The organism is Mycobacterium sp. E796 (assembly GCF_001672815.1).
In the GTDB taxonomy this organism is placed as follows: Bacteria; Actinomycetota; Actinomycetes; order Mycobacteriales; family Mycobacteriaceae; genus Mycobacterium.
In genome coordinates this window covers 1-16,832 of the sequence record NZ_LZKK01000278.1, presented here as the reverse complement: position 1 = coordinate 16,832, position 16,832 = coordinate 1, and the positions used below count along the sequence as shown (strand labels likewise).

Genomic DNA, 16,832 nt, shown 5'->3' with positions numbered 1-16,832 from the left:
GCGCGCAGTTCCGCCAGCGACACGGTGAACAGGCCCTGGATCTCGACGGCGTCCGAGGCCTGATCGACGACGCCGATGCGGGTCGCGGGCAGGCCCCGCGCCTCGCACATCGACCGGAATCGGCTCTCCTCGGTGCGCGGGACCGCGACCAACACGCGGCCGGCTGACTCTGAGAACAACATCACGAACGGATCGGCGTCGTCGGGAAGCACGATGCGGCAACCGGTTTCACCAGCCAGCGCGGATTCCACGATGGCCTGCGCGAGGCCGCCCTCGGATAGGTCGTGCGCCGCGGACACCAGCCCGTCGCGCGACGCCGACGTCAGCACCTCGGCCAGGAGCTTTTCGCGCGCCAGGTCCACCGCGGGCGGCAACCCACCGAGGTGGTCGGCGGTCACCTGCGCCCACACCGAACCGTCGAACTCGTCGCGGGTGTCGCCCAGCAGCAGCAGGGTCTCCCCCGGCTCGGCGCCCAGGCCGGTCGGGATTCGCCGCGCCACGTCGTCGATCACGCCGAGCACGCCGACGACCGGCGTCGGCAGGATCGCCGCCGACCCGGTCTGGTTGTAGAAGCTGACGTTGCCGCCGGTTACCGGAATCCCAAGGGCGGCGCAGCCATCCGCGAGGCCGCGGACGGCCTGCGAGAACTGCCACATCACCCCGGGGTCCTCGGGGGAACCGAAGTTCAGACAGTTCGTCACCGCCACCGGGGTCGCGCCCGTGACGGCGACGTTGCGGTACGCCTCGGCCAGCGCGAGCTGGGCGCCGGCGTAGGGATCCAGCAGCGTGTAGCGGCCCGAGGCGTCGGTGGACACCGCGATGCCCCGCCCGGTCGACTCGTCGACGCGCAGCACGCCGCCGTCGGCGTGCTCGGCGAGCACGGTGTTTCCGCGCACATAGCGGTCGTACTGCTCGGTGATGAACGCGCGGCTGCACAGGTGCGGACTGCCAAGCAGCGCAAGCAAAGTCGCGCGCAGCTCGTCACCGGTGGCCGGCCGCGGCAGGGCCGTCGAGCGGTCCGCGTTCAGGGCGTCCTGCGATTCGGGACGCGCGACCGGCCGCTGATATACCGGGCCCTCGTGGGCCACGGTGCGCGGCGGCACGTCGACGACCGTCTCGCCGCCCCAGGTGATCCGCAACCGGTCGCCGTCGGTGACCTCGCCGATGACGGTGGCCAGCACCTCCCACTTGCGGCACACCGCCATGAAGGCGTCCACGTTCTCCGGCGCGACCACCGCGCACATGCGCTCCTGCGACTCGCTGCACAGAATTTCGGCGGGCGTCATCTCCTTGGCCCGCAGCGGGACGTAGTCGAGCTGGATCGCCATCCCGCCGTCCCCAGCCGAGGCCAATTCCGATGTGGCACAGGATAATCCAGCGCCACCAAGGTCCTGGATGCCGATCACCAGCCCGCCCGCGTAGAGCTCGAGGCAGCACTCGATGAGCACCTTCTCCATGAACGGGTCGCCGACCTGAACCGAGGGCAGCTTCTTGCGCGAGTTTTCGGCGTCGAACGTGTCCGACGCCAGCACCGACACCCCACCGATGCCGTCCAGCCCGGTGCGCGCGCCGAACAGGATGATCTTGTTGCCCGTGCCCGACGCGAACGCCAAATGCAGGTCCTCCTGGCGCAGTACGCCGATGCACATCGCGTTGACCAACGGGTTGCCGGCGTAGCACGCGTCGAACACGGTCTCGCCGCCGATGTTGGGCAGCCCCAGCGAGTTGCCGTAGCCGCCGATGCCGCGGACGACGCCGTCGACCACGCGGCGCGTGTCGGGCGCGTCGGCGGCGCCGAACCGAAGCTGATCCATCACGGCGACCGGGCGCGCGCCCATGGCCATGATGTCGCGGACGATGCCGCCCACGCCGGTGGCCGCGCCCTGGTAGGGCTCGACGTACGACGGATGGTTGTGCGATTCCACCTTGAAGGTTACGGCCCAGCCGTCGCCGATGTCGACGACGCCGGCGTTCTCGCCGATGCCGGCCAGCATGCCGGCGCGCATCTCGTCGGTGGTGGTCTCACCGAAGTAGCGCAGGTGGACCTTCGACGATTTGTACGAGCAGTGCTCGCTCCACATCACCGAGTACATCGCCAGCTCGGTGTCGGTGGGCCGGCGGCCCAGGATCTCGCGGATCCGCTGGTATTCGTCGTCTTTGAGGCCGAGTTCGTGAAACGGTTGCGGCTGGTCAGGGGTGGTCGCGGCGTGTTCGACGGTGTCGATGACCTGGGTGCGCGCGGTTGTCACGGGAACAGTCTAGAGAGCTAGTCGCCGCGCAGCAGGCGGGCGCTTTCGGCGTCGGCCGGATAGAACAGCTCGACGGCGAGCTCGGCGAGGGTGACGTCGAGCGGGGTCCCGAAGGTGGTGAGCGTCGTGAACATCGACAGCCGTTGTCCGCCACCGGCATCGAGTTCGAACGGCACGAGCAGGGCCGCGTTGTCCGGTGGCGCGCTCCACGCTTTGGCGGCCGACGCGACCCCCGGGTATCCGCGCACCTCCTCGTCGATCGCCCGCAATGCCGGGTCGCCGGTGAGCGCGATGGTGCGGCGGAGCTGGTGCAGCAGGTAGCCGGCCCATTCGGGGAAGTTCAGGGTCCGCGCGGCCAGCCCGTCGGGGTGCAGGGACAACCGGTACACGTTGGCCGGCGGCCCGCGCAGGTCGTCGGGCAGGCCCGCGGTCAGGGCGGACGCCGCGGCGTTGGCCCCGACGATGTTCCAGCAGCGGTCGATGACGATGCCCGGGTAGGGGTCGTGGGCGTCGAGCAGGCGCTGCACCGCGTCGCGCGCCGGGGAGAGCGCGCCGTCCTCGAGCGGGCGCGACTGGTACCGCGGGGCGAACCCGGCGGCGAGCAGCAGTGTGTTGCGTTCGCGCAGCGGAATGTCGAGCCCCTCGGCGAGGGCGAGCACCATCTCGGGGCTGGGCCGAGCGCGTCCCGTCTCGATGAAGCTCAGGTGCCGCGCCGACACCCCCACGCTGAGCGACAGGTCGAGCTGGCTCACCCGTCGGCGCGCCCGCCAGTCGCGCAACATGACACCAACCGTCGCCTGGCTCACGAAGCCACGGTAACCACGCGCGGGTACCCGTCGCGATGACCTAGGAGGTAATTGTGCCGCCGCATGCGTCCCGCCCAGGCTTGAGATGACGCGCTCAACAAGGAGCGCCCGAGTCATGGAGGAACGATGACCGACGTCCAATCCGCCCCGAAGTTCAGTGCCGAGGTGTTCGCCGCGTACTGGGCCGCGCCCACCATGTCGCGCGGCTTCGACATCCTGGCCGACGACATCGTCGGCTACTGGCCGGGCGACGCCGAGCCGGTCCGCGGCATCGAGGCATACACGGCGAAGATCGGCGAATTGTTAGATGCTGCGCCGGATTTGACGCTCGACGTGGTGGACAGCGCGACGGTCCCCGGCGCCGCCGAGGGCGAGGAGCTGGTGTTCCTGCACTATGTGGGTCGCGGCACCGGCCCGGACGGGCCGTTCCAGATCCGGGGGATCGACCGGGTTCGCACCCGCGACGGGATCGTCGTGGAGAACGTCATCCGCTACGACCCGCCGATCCTCGCCCAGGGCTGAGCGCCGGAGCTGAGTGTGCGCTCACGGCTTTCGATGTGAACCGTGGGCGGGAATCCGGCGACTTTTCCGCCCAGGCTTCAAAAGCAAAGCCCAGGGTGCACACGCAATGGCTTATTGCCTGACGATGCAGAAGACGTTGCCCTCGGGGTCGGCCAGCACCACCCATCGGAAGGTGTCGCCGAATTGGTGCCGGCCGACCTCGCTGGCCCCGGCCGCCGTCAGCCGCGCCACCTCGCCGTCGACGTCGGCCGCGCTCAGGTCGAGGTGCACCCGGTTCTTCCCGGGAGTGGGATCGGGCACCTTCTGGAACCCGAGCTGCAGCCCCTCCGGGAACGTCACCGCGGTGAACTCGTCGGCGAGGATGACGTGCGTCTTGCCGCCGAACTGCTCGGCCCACCAGCCGGCCAGCCCCGCCGGATCGCCGCAGTCGAACGTCACCATTTCCACGTTTAGCGCCATGGCCGGATCGTAGGTCAGCGGGGCGACAGAAACGCTTGCAGTGCGGCCGAATAGGCCGCCACGTCGTGCGCGCCCATCAATTCCCGCGCGGAGTGCATCGCCAGCTGCGGGGCGCCGACGTCGACGGTCGGGATGCCGGTCCGGGCGGAGGCCAGCGGCCCGATCGTCGAACCGCATGGCAGGTCGGCGCGGTGCTCGTAACGCTGCAACTGAACCCCCGCCTGCCGGCAGGCGAGCTCGAAGGCCGCGGCGGTGCGCCCGTCGGTGGCGTAGCGCAGATTCGGGTGCACCTTGAGCACCGGTCCGGCGTTGACGTCGATCAGGTGGCCGGGCTCGTGCCGCTCGGGGTAGTTGGGGTGGGTGGCGTGGGCCATGTCGGCCGAGGCCAGCAGCGACGCCGGCAGCCGGCGCAGGAAGTCGTCGCGGGTGCCGCCGGCCGCGAGCACAATCCGCTCCAGGACGGTGCTGAGCAGGTTGGACTGCGCGCCGCGGTCGGAGGTCGATCCGACCTCTTCGTGATCGAAGAGCACCAGCACCGGCACGACGTCGCTCGGTTCGGCGGCGACCAACGCCTCGGTTCCCGCGTAGCAGCTGGCCTGGTTGTCCAGCCGGGGCGCGCTGATGAGGCTGGCGTCGGCGCCGATCACCGTCGACGGCGTCAGGTCGTGTGTCATCAGGTCGGCGCTCAGCACATCCGCCGCCGCCACCCCGGCTCGCTCGGCGACGTAGTCGAGGAACGAACCCCGTTGTTCCCCAACGCCCCAGACCGCGTTGACGTGTCGCTGCGGGTCCAGCATCACCGACTTGCGATCCTCGGCCAGGTGGATCGCCAGCTGCGGCACCCGCAGGATCGGGTCGTCGATCCGGACCAGCCGCTGGCCGACCCGGTCACCGTCCCTAACCGATAGCCGCCCGCTGATGCCCAGGTCTCGGTCCAGCCAGGAGTTGAGCCACGCGCCGCCGTACGGCTCGAGCGCCACCACGCGCCACCCGGCGACCAGCCGGTCCGGGTGCTGCTTCACCCGCAGGTTGGGGCTGTCGGTGTGCGCGCCGACGATGCGGAACGGCCTGTCGGGCCCGCTGGAGTTCCAGGCCACCAGCGAGCCGGCCCGCACGACGAAGTAGCGGCCCGGTCGGTCCGGCCAGCGGTCGGTTTCGTCGAGTTCGGCGTAGCCGGCCTCGACCAGGCGAGCGGCCACCGTCGTGCAGGCGTGAAACGGCGACGGTGATGCGTCGATGAATTCGCAGAGGCCTGCGGCGCTGGCCGGCATGGTGACCATCATGGCTGTCGGCCTCTCCGTCGCCACGATAGGGTCGGCAGGGTGCCTCCGGTTCAGCCCCAACCCATCCTCCAGCCGCTGACACCGGCCGCGATCTTCGTCGTGGTCACCATCGACGACGGTGGCGAGGCGACGGTGCACGACGCGCTGGCCGGAATCTCCGGGCTGGTGCGCGCGATCGGTTTCCGCGAGCCGCCGAAACGGTTGTCGGCGATCACCTCTATCGGCTCCGACGCGTGGGATCGCCTGTTTTCCGGGCCGCGTCCCGCCGAACTGCATCCGTTCATCGCGCTGAAGGGCCCGCGGCACACCGCCCCGGCCACACCGGGGGACCTGCTGTTCCACATCCGGGCCGAGAGCCTGGACGTCTGCTTCGAGTTGGCCGACCGCATCCTGCGATCGATGGCCGGCGCGGTCACCGTGGTCGACGAAGTGCACGGGTTCCGGTACTTCGACAACCGCGACCTGCTGGGCTTCGTCGACGGCACCGAAAACCCCGACGGCCCAATCGCCGTCAGCGCCACCGCGATCGGCGATGAGGATCCCGACTTCGCCGGCTCGTGTTACGTGCACGTGCAGAAGTACGTGCACGACATGTCGTCGTGGAATTCGCTGTCGGTCACCGAGCAAGAACTGGTAATCGGCCGGACCAAACTGGAAGACATCGAACTCGACGACGACGAAAAGCCCGCCAACGCGCACATCGCCCTCAACGTCATCACCGACGACGACGGCACCGAGTTGAAGATCGTCCGGCACAACATGCCGTTCGGCGAGTTGGGGAAGGCCGAGTACGGCACCTACTTCATCGGGTACTCGCGGACGCCAACGGTCACCGAGCAGATGCTGGAAAACATGTTCCTCGGCGACCCGCCCGGCAACACCGACCGCATCCTTGATTTCTCCACCGCGGTCACCGGCGGACTGTTCTTCTCCCCCACCGTCGACTTCCTCGACGACCCACCGCCCCTCCCGGCACCCCTGGCCACGGCGCGGCCAGCCGCTCCCGCCTCCACCGACGGTTCACTCGCGATCGGCAGCCTGAAAGGAACCTCTCGATGAACAACCTCTACCGCGACCTGGCACCCGTCACCGAAGTCGCCTGGGCGGAGATCGAATTGGAGGCCACCCGCACGTTCAAGCGCCATATCGCGGGGCGGCGCGTCGTCGACGTCAGCGAGCCCGGCGGACCTGTCACCGCGGCGGTCAGCACCGGGCGGCTCCTCGATGTCGACGCGCCCACCGACGGGGTGGTGGCCCACTTGCGAGAGAGCAAACCCCTTGTCCGCCTGCGCGTTCCGTTCACCCTGTCGCGCTACGAGATCGACAACGTCGAGCGCGGCGCGAACGACTCCGACTGGGACCCGGTCAAAGAGGCGGCCAAGAAGCTGGCGTTCGTCGAGGACCGCGCCATCTTCGAGGGCTATGCGGCCGGGTCGATCGACGGCATCCGCACGTGCAGCTCCAACCCGACGTTGAAGCTCCCCGAGGATCCTCGTGACATTCCCGACGCCATTTCCCAGGCGTTGACCGGGCTTCGGCTGGCCGGCGTCGACGGCCCGTACTCGGTGCTGCTGGCCGCCGATGTCTACACCAAGGTCAGCGAGACCACCGAACACGGCTATCCCATCCGCGAGCACCTCAATCGTCTGGTCGACGGGGACATCATCTGGGCGCCGGCCATCGACGGCGCCTTCGTGCTGACCACCCGCGGCGGCGACTTCGACCTGCAGCTGGGCACAGACGTCGCGATCGGCTACCTCAGCCACGACGCCGAGACCGTGCAGCTGTATCTGCAGGAGACGCTGACGTTCTTGTGCTACACCGCCGAAGCGTCGGTCTGCCTCGCCCCGTAGCCGCTATAGGTCCAAGACAAGGTCACCGTCCGGCGCCGCGGAGCAGATCAGCACTTCGCCCGCACCGGGCTCCTCCAACGGTGGCTGGACGTAAGTCGTCGCCCCGGCGACGATGCCGGTGACACACACGTGGCACACCCCGCTTCGGCACGAGAAACGGGTCGGCACGTCGCACGCCTCGGCGAGGTCGAGGATGCTCGCATAATCCGGCGACCAGTTCACGGTCAGCCCGCTGCGCGAGAACGTGACCGGCGGTCCGGTGCCCGGAGTCCCGGCCGGCGGGTGGGGCGGCCTGCGGTCACCCGTCTCGACGACGCCCGGGTTGATCGCCGGTAGCGCACCGAACAGTTCGGTGTGAATGCGGCTGGGGTCGAGCCCGAGGGCGGTGAGGTAGTCGCGGATGTCGGTCATGAATTGCGTTGGGCCGCAGAGGTAGACGGTGCCATCGGATGGGAGACCAAGGGCAGCGATCGAGTCTTGGTTGGGACGTCCTTGCGTCTCGGTGTAGAAGACTTGCTGCCGAGCGTGGGGCAGGGACTCGATGAGGGCCGCGACTTCGGCCGCGAACGCCTGGGTTTGGGGATTTCGGGTGGTGTGGACCCACCGGATGTCGCGGCCGCTGCCGGCGGCCGCGAGCGCATGCAGCATCGCTAGCACGGGCGTAGCACCGATGCCAGCCGAAATGAGGACGACCGGATTGCCTTCCTCGGTGAGATAGAAGTCGCCGCGTGGCGCGGCCGCGTCTATCACCCCGCCCGGCTGGATGTGGGCGTGCAGCCAGGCGCTCACCAGGCCGTGTTCTTCGCGTTTGACGCTGATCCGGTAAACCCCCTCGGCGGGATCACCCGAAAGCGAGTAGCTGCGCAGGGGCGCCGGCTCCCCCGCCCCGGCAAGTCGCACCGGCACGTACTGGCCGGGCAACGCAGGTGGCAACGGGGAATGGTCCTCGGACTCGAGGACGATGGACAGCACCTCAGGGCTTTCCCTGCGTATCTGGCTGACCCGCAACGGACGAAACCCGCTCCACGCCGGTTCGGCGCCGGCTTGTGTTTCCGCGCCGGCTGGCTCGGCAAGCATGTCACGGAAGGACTGTTGCCACCCGGGGCTGAGCGCCGGGACTTCGACGACCTTCCGGAGTAATTCGATATCGCGGTTGGGCAGATACAACAGCGCGTCGACGTCGGCGACGCTGAGCTCGTGACGGCCGCGCCGGGTCCGCACGATTGCATCGCCCGCGCAAACCCTGCCCTCGCTGATCACCCGGAAATAGAAGCCTGGGCGATGCTGGGAGACAAGCAGATTGGGCATCTTCGGTTCGTTCAGGCGCATGCCGACCCGGAAGCAGGTGACGCGCGGCTGGGTGACCTCGAATTCCGCCTCGCCGATGCGATAGCGATCACCGATGCATACCTCGTCGTCGGGGAGCCCGCTGATCGTGAAATTCTCGCCGAATTGACCCGCTTCCAGGTCGTCACGACCGAGGTAGGTCCTCCAAAAGTCATACGACTCAACCTGGTAAACCATGACCGCGCGTTGCTCGCCGCCGTGGCCGCCGAGGTCGCCCTGACCGTCACCGTCGATGTTGAGGCGGCGCACCATGACCGGCCCTTCGACCGGCGCCTTCCATATGCCGGTGTAGACCGTTTGGTCACGCCATTGGACGTCCTTGGGCATGCCCACATTGACCGAAACCAGCGTGCCCATCGCATCTCCTCGAGAGTGCCTCAGCCTAGACCAGCGGTTCGCCCCCGTCCACCTTCAACGTCACACCCGTCATGAACGTGTTGGTCATCGCGAACAGAGCGGCGCCGGCGATGTCGTCGGCCGTCCCGATTCGCCCCACCGGGTTGCCGTCGGCAATGTCTTTGAAGTAGTCCCGCTTGCCGTCGTCGCCGAACGCGTCCCAGGCTCCGGTGTCGATCACTCCGGGAGAAATCGCGTTGACCCGCACCGGAGCAAGTTCGACGGCCAGCCAGCGGGCGAGGAAGTCGACGGCGCCGTTGGTGATGCCCACGCCCAGATAACCGACGTTGTGCTTGAACGCGTGCACTCCCGAGAACAGCACGAACGAGCCGCCCGATTTCATCTGAGGCGCAAAGACTTTGGCCAACATCGTTGGCCCGATGACCTTGGTGTCGAACGAGAGCCGCAGCCTTTGACGGTCGAGGTCACCCAGCTTTCCACGGGCGCGCGCCGAGGCGGTCGACACCACGTGATCCACCGCTCCGACTCGGTCGGCGAGGGTGGCGATCGACTCGTCATCGGTGATGTCGACGAACTCCGCAGTGATTTCGCCGGTGTAGGCGGTCTCCAGTTCGGCCGTGCTCCGCCCGGCCACGATCACCCGCGCACCCTCCGATTGCGCGAGCAGCGCGATGGCACGCGCAATCCCGCTGCCGCGTCCCACCACCACTACCGTTTTGTCCTGCAACGCATTGCCCATCGTGCGACTGCTCCTCCGGTACAAAAATGGGATGGTCAGCCCAGAATATGCCCGCGCGATGCCGAGGGCAACCGGTCGCACAACCCCGAGACTTTGGCGCGCCGCCAATTTTGATGCATACTGGGTCATACATCCCAAAAATGCCGCGCTGGGTTTGGAGGAACGTCATGTTTGTTGTTCATCATCGCTACATCACCGTTGACGGTCACCGGCTGTTCTTCCGCGAGGCCGGCGATGCGGGTGCCCCCGCTCTGGTTTTGTTGCACGGCTTTCCCACCAGCTCATACATGTTCCGCGACCTGGTCCCGGCGCTGGCCGACCGCTACCACGTGATCGCGCCCGACCACCTGGGCTTCGGCCTCTCCGACGCGCCCTCCGTGGACGAATTCGACTACACATTCGACTCGCTCACCGACCTGACCGCGGGCCTGCTTCGCACGCTCGGCATCGACCGATACGCCATCTACGTGCAGGACTACGGGGCCCCGATCGGCTGGCGGCTGGCCCTGCGCGATCCCTCCGCCGTCACCGCGATCATCACCCAGAGCGGCAACGGCTACGACGCGGGATTCGTCGAAAGCTTCTGGAAAGTGGTGTGGGCCTACCAAACTGAGCCCACGCCCGACACCGAGGCCCCGGTGCGGCAGTTCCTCACGCTGGACGCCACCCGCTGGCAGTACGTCACCGGCGTCCCCGACGAAACGCTGGTCGACCCGGAATCCTGGTACCACGACTACGCGCTGATCTCTCGTCCCGGCAACGACGAGGTGCAGCTGAAGCTGCTGCGCGACTACGCCACCAACGCGCCGCTCTATCCGCGGCTGCACGAGTACTTCCGCGCGACGCGGGTCCCGCTGCTGGCGGTGTGGGGCCGCGGTGACCAGATCTTCGGCCCGGCCGGCGCGGAGGCGTTCGCCGACGACCTGCCCGACGCCGAGATCCACCTGCTCGACGGCGGGCACTTCCTGCTCGAGTCCGCACTCGACGAAGTCACCGAGCTCATCCGCAACTTCCTCGCGAAGGTCCTCGTGACCGCCTGACGGGCCGGCGGGCGCCACGGCGTCAATGGGTTGAATGTCCCATAGTCCGCGGCGCCCGCGGGTTAGCCTGACGCGATGGCCCATCCCGATGTTCACGTCGAACAACGGTTGACCGCCAAGGGGCGCGCCACCCGCGACAGGATCGTGGAGGCGGCCGCCCAACTCATCGTCACCGAGGGCCTGTCCGCGGCGAACATGGAGAACGTGCGCGGGGCGGCATCGGTCAGCGGATCCCAGCTCGCGCACTATTTTGCCGACAAGAGCGCATTGATCCGCGCGGTCATCAAGCGCCAGATCGGCGTGGTTTTGGACTTTCACCGGCAGCCCAAGCTCGGGGGCCTGCGGTCGTTTGACGACTTCGAGCGGTGGATCGACCTCAACATGCGCTACCTGCGGCGCATCGGATACTTCGGCACGCCTACCTACCACGCCCTCGCCGCGCAGCTGGCGAAGTCCGACGATGCGACGCGGGGGACGCTGGGCGAGGGCTATCGGCAGTGGATCGAGCTCCTCGAGGATTCGATCCGGCACATGAAGGGCGACGGCATCCTGGTCGCGGATGCGGATCCTCGACGGATAGCACTGGTCATCGTCAGCGCTCATCAGGGCGGCGGCACCCTGGCCTTCACCTATCGGGCCGAGTGGCCGCACGCCGACGCGGTCCGTTTCGCGGTGAACTATCTGCGCATGTTCGCCGCCGACGCCGCGGAGCGGATACCGCGGCCCGCCCGACGTGCCCGGGGTCGACGCAGGACGGCAGCGACGTGAGTGACGACAGCGCATCGCGGTTGACCCGCAAGGGAATTGCGACCAGGGCGCGGATCATCGATGCCGCCGCGCGGCTGATGTTCGAGCGCGGCGTCGCCAACACCAGCATCGAACAGGTGCGGCGCCGTGCCGGGGTGGGCGGGTCGCAGATCTCGCACTACTTCAGCGACAAGCGCGACCTGACCCGTCACGTCATCGCCGCGCGGCGCGACGACGTGCGGGCCTTTCACGCTCGACCGTCGTTGGGTGCGCTCGACAGTTTCGACGCCCTACAGGCGTGGGCCGACGCCGTCGCGGCCGACATCGACACCGTTTACCGGGTCGGCGGCTGCGTCTACGGATCGTTGGCCGGTGAGCTGATCGACGCCGACGACGAAATGCACGACGACCTGTCCGCCGGCTACGACCTGTGGATCGGACTGTTTCAGGCCGGACTCACGGCGATGCGGGACCGCGGCGAGCTGCGCCCCGACGCCGACCCGCGGCACCTGGCTACGTCGCTGGTGGTGGCACACCAGGGTGGTGCGACGGTGACCTATGCCACCGGCGATCCGGAGCCGATGCGCGCCGCCGTCTTTGCCGCCGTCGACTATGTGCGTTCCTTCGCGCCGCCGCGCCGCAAGACACGCCGCAAGGCCAAATCCTGACCGGATTAGCGCAGGCCCCTCTGGACAGATTGGGTCTCGTAACCCATAATATTGGGCTAGATAGCCCATTCAACATGGTTGCGGGCGGGGATGGTCGCTTCGATTCGGCGTCGCACAGCCATATCCAAAGGGCGCCAACAGATCTAGGAAGAGGCAGCAATGTCACTCATCGCTTCACCTCAGCTGCCCACCGCGCCCGCCGTGGTTCGAGAACAGCCCGGCGGCGCCACTATGCGGGCGATCATCCTGACGGGATTCGGCGACCTCGACAAGCTCGTCTACACCGACATCCCCAAGCCGTTGCCCCGGGACGGCGAAGTGGTAATCGAGGTCAAGGGATTCGGCATCAACCACGCCGAGATCCACATGCGCCGGGGGGAATGGGCGGAAGCCGCAGAAGTCAGCGGCATCGAATGCGTGGGCGTCGTCGACTCGTGCCCGGGAGGCGAGTTCCCGGTCGGCGCCAAGGTGGCGGCCCTGATGGGCGGCCTGGGACGGACGATCAACGGCAGCTATGCCGAGTTCACCCGCGTCCGCGCGGCGAACGTCGTCCTCATCGAGTCCGACCTGCCGTGGTCACAGCTGGCCGCGCTTCCGGAAACCTACGCGACGGCTTGGACGTGCCTGTTCCGTAACCTCGAATTGACCGCAGGGCAAACGCTGGTGATCCGCGGCGCGACGTCGGCGTTGGGGCAGGCGGCACTAAAAATGGCGGTGGCCACCGGTGCGAACGTCATTGCCACCGCACGCAGCCGCGATCGTTTTCCCCTGCTCGAGAACATCGGAGCCGTCCGCGTCGAGTTGGAGCGCACCGACCTTGCCGCCCACATCGCCGAAGCCAAGAATATCGACGCCGTCCTCGATTTCGTCGGCAACAGCACCATCCTGGACTCGCTCGACATGCTGCGCCGCGGCGGTTCCGCGTGTCTGGCCGGGTGGCTCGGTGGACTTGCGCCCATCGGCGATTTCAACCCGCTCGCGCGGATGGCCAGCGGCGTGAACTTCACGTTCTTCGCCAGCCCCGTCTTTGGCAATCCCGGCTTCCCGGTGTCGGACGTGCCGCTGAGTGACATCGCACGGCAGGTGGCGGAGGGCAAAATCGATGCAACGCCGGCGCGCGTTTTTTCGTTCGACCAGATTCACGAGGCCCATCGAGTGGCGGAGTCCGGAGAAGCTGGCGGCAAGGTGGTCGTCGTGATGGACTGAGGCCGGAGATTCACACACCGAGGGATGCCGAAGGTTAGCCATGCCGATTACCACGCCGTCCGTGCTCGTTTTCGACGTGAACGAGACGCTCATCGATATCCATTCGCTGGCACCGCTTTTCGCTGACAAGTTCGGCGACGAGCGGGTGCTGCGCGAATGGTTCGCGCAGCTCATCATGTACTCGATGACCGTCACGCTGGCGGAGAATTACGTGAACTTCTCCACCCTCGCCCAAGGCGTGCTGCGCATGCTCGGCGACGTCTACGGCGTAGCCGTCACGGACGACGACGTGGGCCGCCTCAAGACCGGACTGCTGACGATGCCGGCGCACCCGGACGTGGCCGAGGGCCTCGCCGCTTTGCGCGACAACGGATTCCGCCTTGTCACCCTGACCAACTCGCCGCCCAACCCGGACGGGCCCACGGCACTGCAGAATTCCGGGCTGGCCGGCTTTTTCGAGCACCAGTTGAGCGTCGATGCCTGCCACGCCTTCAAGCCCGCTCCGGCGGTGTACCGGCACGCGTGCGACACGCTCGGCGTCGCGCCCGCCGAATGCATGATGGTCGCCGCGCACGCGTGGGACACCCTGGGCGCGCAACGCGTCGGCTACAGCTCCGCTCTGATCACCCGGCCCGGCAATCCACCGCTGGCGGTCGACGGGTTGCCGCAACCGGACCTCGTGGTGAGCGACATCCGCGAGCTCGCCGAGCGGCTCGTCGCGGGGAGGCGCTGACGGATGGGAGCAGATATCGAACACGGCTACGACGTCATCGTGCTCGGCGCCGGGCCGGTCGGTCAGAACGCCGCGGAACGTGCGCGGGCGGCGGGTCTCAGCGTCGCGGTGGTTGAGCGCGAGCTCGTCGGAGGCGAATGTTCGTATTGGGCCTGTGTGCCCAGTAAAGCGTTGCTACGCCCGGTAATTGCCGTCGCGGACGCCCGACGGGTCGACGGCGCCCGCGAGGCGCTCAATGGTTCGATCAGCAGCGCCGGGGTCTTCGGTCGCCGCAACCGCTACGTCAGCGATTGGGACGACAGCGGACAGGCCGACTGGGTGGCTGGAATCGGCGCCACGCTGATACGCGGGCATGGCCGGTTGGACGGCCCGCAGCGAGTCGCCGTCAGTACGCCCGCCGGAGAGCAACCGGTGCTGACCGCGCGGCATGCGGTCGTGGTCTGCACAGGCAGCCGGCCCGCGTTGCCCGACCTGCAGGGCATCGCCGAGGCCCGACCATGGACCAACCGTCAGGCCACCGACGCCAGCTACGTCCCGGAGCGGCTCGCCGTCGTCGGCGCCGGCGGCGTCGGCGTCGAAATGGCCACCGCCTGGCAAGGATTGGGCGCACAGGTGACCCTCCTGGCTCGGGGTTCTGGCCTGTTGCCGCGCATGGAGCCCTTCGTCGGCGAGCTCATCGGCCGCGGACTCGCCGAGGCGGGCGTGGACGTGCGCATGGGAGCGTCGGTCCGAGCGCTGCGGCGGCCCGACGGCGCCCGTGTCGTCCTCGAATTGGACGACGGCTCCGAATTGGAAGTCGACGAGGTGCTTTTCGCGACCGGCCGGGCGCCGCTCACCGACGACATCGGCCTGGACACGGTGGGGCTGACGCCGGGCAGCTGGCTCGACGTCGACGACACCTGCCGGGTGCGAGCCATCGAGGATGGCTGGCTCTACGCGGCGGGCGACGTCAACCACCGCGCCCTGCTGACCCATCAAGGCAAATACCAGGGACGCATCGCCGGTGCGGCCATCGGGGCCCGAGTGGCGGGAAGGCCGCTGGACACCGCGCCGTGGGGCGTGCATGCGACCACCGCCGACCACTACGCCGTGCCGCAGGCCTTCTTCACCGACCCGGAAGCCGCCGCCGTCGGGCTGACCGCCCGCCAGGCCGAGGAAGCCGGACACAACGTGCACACAGTCGACGTGGAAATCGGCGACGTCGTGACGGGGGCCAAGCTCTACGCCGACGGTTACACCGGTCGAGCCCGGATGGTGGTCGATGCGGATCGCGACCACCTGCTCGGCGTCACGCTGGTCGGACCCGGGGTCACCGAGATACTGCACTCCGCGACCATCGCCGTCGCGGGCCAAGTTCCCATCGACCGGTTGTGGCACGCCGTGCCGTGCTTCCCGACGATCAGCGAAGTGTGGCTGAGGCTGCTCGAGGCCTATCGGGACGCCGCGGACGATAATTGACCCATGGCGACTTCAGACGGATTTCACCCCGACTTCGACGACGCGGCCCCCGAGGTCGCCCGCAACCGCGTGCACCACGTCAAGGCCTCGGACATCAGTTCCGACACCGCACAATCGGAGGGCCTGCGCCGATTCGCCGCCCTGTCCGGCAAGTCGGTGGGCGCCGAGAAGCTGTGGATGGGTGAGACGCACGCGTCACCGGCGACCGCCTCGTCGAACCATCATCACGGCGAATCGGAGACCGCGATCTACGTCCGAAGCGGCAACCCGGAGTTCGTCTTCCACGACGGCGACCACGAGATCCGCATCGCAACCGCGCCCGGAGACTACGTCTTCATCCCGCCGTACCTGCCGCACCGGGAGGAAAACCCCGACCCCGACTCCGCCGCCGAAGTCGTGATCGCGCGCAGCACCCAGGAGGCCATCGTCGTCAACCTGCCCGAGCTGTATCCGCTGATCGAGGATCAGTAGACCGCGATTTCGACGAGGTTCCCATCGACGTCACGGCAGTAGTGCGAGGTCATCGGCCCCAACGCACCGGTCTTGGTCACCGGCCCTGAGACGATGTCGACCCCGCAGGCGGCGAGGTGGGCACGAACGTCGTCCGGCGACGCCTGCGTGACGAAGCACAAGTCCGCGGAGCCGGCTGCTTCGACGGACCCGGTCACCCAGTCGGGATCGTCGGCCAGCGCCCCGACCGGTCGCAGGTTGATCTTCTGGTTCCCGAACGACACCGCGGTTCGCTGCGACGGTCCGAACGTCTCTCGCCTCATGCCCAGCACCCGCTCATACCAATCCGCGGTGGCCTCAATATCGTTGCAGTTCAACACGATATGGTCGATGCGTTCCACCGCGAAGCTCACCGTCAACCCTCCTCATTCGTGCGCAGCTGCGTCGCGAGCGCGGCCGCCAGCTGGTCGGCAGCACTCTCATCGAGCGCCTCGTGAGCGAAAATCATTCTGTACCAGAGTAATCCAAACGCCTGGTCGACAATGGTTGCCGGCCGTTCGGCGGCGGGAATCTGGCCGCGGGCTCGCGCGCGGGCGAGGATTCCAGTCAACTCGTCCCGCCTCGCCGCGGTGAACGCCGCGAGCCGCTCCATGGTGGCGTCATCGGCGAGCGCCTCCCGCAGCACCCCGAGGAGCAGGCTGCGGTTATCGGGCGCGGCGGTGAAGGTGGCACGCAAAAACACGCGTAGGTCGGAGTGCAGGTCGCCGCTGTCCGGTGCCGGCGCGACCTGCCGCGCCCGGTGGATCATCGCGTCGAGCAGCACCGCGCTCTTCGAAGGCCACCAGCGATAGATGGTCTGCTTGCCGACGGCGGTGGGCCGATCAGCGTCGATGCCATCGCCGAGCGGGCGGGCGT

General features: G+C 68.0%; 18 protein-coding genes. 10 read left to right on the top strand and 8 right to left on the bottom strand.

Features of this window, described 5'->3' with window-relative positions; genetic code table 11:
* Together purL and A5706_RS21330 are read right to left on the bottom strand one after the other, a co-directional pair.
* On the bottom strand, window positions 1-2,249 hold a 2,249-nt coding region (purL, locus tag A5706_RS21335; RefSeq protein WP_068134921.1), incomplete at its 3' end, for a phosphoribosylformylglycinamidine synthase subunit PurL.
* A 17-nt stretch (window positions 2,250-2,266) separates the two neighbouring features.
* A complete protein-coding gene (locus tag A5706_RS21330) occupies window positions 2,267-3,031 on the bottom strand; it encodes a helix-turn-helix transcriptional regulator (RefSeq protein ID WP_197517921.1) in 765 nt (254 codons plus the stop codon).
* A 150-nt stretch (window positions 3,032-3,181) separates the two neighbouring features.
* On the opposite strand from A5706_RS21330, the gene A5706_RS21325 reads away from it, so the two are divergent.
* A complete protein-coding gene (locus A5706_RS21325; RefSeq protein ID WP_068134916.1) occupies window positions 3,182-3,577 on the top strand; it encodes a nuclear transport factor 2 family protein in 396 nt (131 codons plus the stop codon).
* A gap of 111 nt (window positions 3,578-3,688) precedes the next feature.
* On the opposite strand, the gene A5706_RS21320 is transcribed toward A5706_RS21325, so the two are convergent.
* Together A5706_RS21320 and A5706_RS21315 are read right to left on the bottom strand one after the other, a co-directional pair.
* The gene (locus tag A5706_RS21320) at window positions 3,689-4,036 is read right to left on the bottom strand and encodes a VOC family protein (RefSeq protein ID WP_068134913.1); all 348 of its coding nucleotides are present in this window, start codon (window positions 4,034-4,036) and stop codon (window positions 3,689-3,691) included.
* 14 nt (window positions 4,037-4,050) lie between these two features.
* The gene (locus A5706_RS21315; RefSeq protein WP_197517920.1) at window positions 4,051-5,307 is read right to left on the bottom strand and encodes a M18 family aminopeptidase; all 1,257 of its coding nucleotides are present in this window, start codon (window positions 5,305-5,307) and stop codon (window positions 4,051-4,053) included.
* Window positions 5,308-5,358: 51 nt separating this feature from the next.
* Between A5706_RS21315 and A5706_RS21310 the strand changes: the two genes are divergently transcribed.
* Together A5706_RS21310 and A5706_RS21305 are read left to right on the top strand one after the other, a co-directional pair.
* A complete protein-coding gene (locus A5706_RS21310) occupies window positions 5,359-6,378 on the top strand; it encodes a Dyp-type peroxidase (RefSeq protein ID WP_068134909.1) in 1,020 nt (339 codons plus the stop codon).
* Entirely contained in the window at window positions 6,375-7,172 is a 798-nt protein-coding gene (locus tag A5706_RS21305) for a family 1 encapsulin nanocompartment shell protein (RefSeq protein WP_068134905.1), read from the top strand. Before A5706_RS21310 ends, A5706_RS21305 begins: the two co-directional genes overlap by 4 nt.
* Before the next feature lie 3 nt (window positions 7,173-7,175).
* Here the strand turns inward: A5706_RS21305 and A5706_RS21300 are convergent, their stop codons facing one another.
* Both A5706_RS21300 and A5706_RS21295 read right to left on the bottom strand, forming a co-directional pair.
* Complete coding sequence (locus A5706_RS21300; RefSeq protein WP_068134902.1) at window positions 7,176-8,876, bottom strand: MOSC and FAD-binding oxidoreductase domain-containing protein; 1,701 nt, start codon at window positions 8,874-8,876, stop codon at window positions 7,176-7,178.
* Between the two features lie 25 nt (window positions 8,877-8,901).
* Complete coding sequence (locus tag A5706_RS21295; RefSeq protein ID WP_068134899.1) at window positions 8,902-9,615, bottom strand: SDR family oxidoreductase; 714 nt, start codon at window positions 9,613-9,615, stop codon at window positions 8,902-8,904.
* 167 nt (window positions 9,616-9,782) lie between these two features.
* Here A5706_RS21295 and A5706_RS21290 point away from each other — a divergent pair, with 167 nt between their 5' ends.
* The 7 genes from A5706_RS21290 to A5706_RS21260 all read left to right on the top strand — a co-directional run bounded on the left by A5706_RS21290 (window position 9,783) and on the right by A5706_RS21260 (window position 15,938).
* Window positions 9,783-10,655, top strand: coding sequence for an alpha/beta fold hydrolase (locus A5706_RS21290; RefSeq protein ID WP_068134930.1), 873 nt, complete (start codon window positions 9,783-9,785; stop codon window positions 10,653-10,655).
* A gap of 75 nt (window positions 10,656-10,730) precedes the next feature.
* Window positions 10,731-11,423, top strand: a complete 693-nt coding sequence (locus A5706_RS34465) for a TetR/AcrR family transcriptional regulator (RefSeq protein WP_068134898.1) — start codon at window positions 10,731-10,733, stop codon at window positions 11,421-11,423.
* Entirely contained in the window at window positions 11,420-12,070 is a 651-nt protein-coding gene (locus tag A5706_RS34460) for a TetR/AcrR family transcriptional regulator (protein WP_068134895.1), read from the top strand. Before A5706_RS34465 ends, A5706_RS34460 begins: the two co-directional genes overlap by 4 nt.
* 159 nt (window positions 12,071-12,229) lie before the next feature.
* The gene (locus tag A5706_RS21275; RefSeq protein WP_068134893.1) at window positions 12,230-13,276 is read left to right on the top strand and encodes a zinc-binding dehydrogenase; all 1,047 of its coding nucleotides are present in this window, start codon (window positions 12,230-12,232) and stop codon (window positions 13,274-13,276) included.
* A 46-nt stretch (window positions 13,277-13,322) separates the two neighbouring features.
* Window positions 13,323-14,009: a haloacid dehalogenase type II gene (locus A5706_RS21270; RefSeq protein WP_068134927.1), complete on the top strand. Its 687-nt coding sequence runs from the start codon at window positions 13,323-13,325 to the stop codon at window positions 14,007-14,009.
* Between the two features lie 3 nt (window positions 14,010-14,012).
* Window positions 14,013-15,467: an NAD(P)/FAD-dependent oxidoreductase gene (locus tag A5706_RS21265; RefSeq protein WP_068134890.1), complete on the top strand. Its 1,455-nt coding sequence runs from the start codon at window positions 14,013-14,015 to the stop codon at window positions 15,465-15,467.
* 3 nt (window positions 15,468-15,470) lie between these two features.
* The gene (locus A5706_RS21260; RefSeq protein ID WP_068134885.1) at window positions 15,471-15,938 is read left to right on the top strand and encodes a cupin domain-containing protein; all 468 of its coding nucleotides are present in this window, start codon (window positions 15,471-15,473) and stop codon (window positions 15,936-15,938) included.
* On the opposite strand, the gene A5706_RS21255 is transcribed toward A5706_RS21260, so the two are convergent.
* Window positions 15,932-16,330, bottom strand: a complete 399-nt coding sequence (locus A5706_RS21255) for a VOC family protein (protein ID WP_068134882.1) — start codon at window positions 16,328-16,330, stop codon at window positions 15,932-15,934. The genes A5706_RS21260 and A5706_RS21255 overlap by 7 nt on opposite strands.
* Window positions 16,331-16,332: 2 nt before the next feature.
* Window positions 16,333-16,832, bottom strand: a 500-nt coding sequence (locus A5706_RS21250) for a TetR-like C-terminal domain-containing protein (protein WP_082964531.1), incomplete at its 5' end; no start/stop codon positions are given.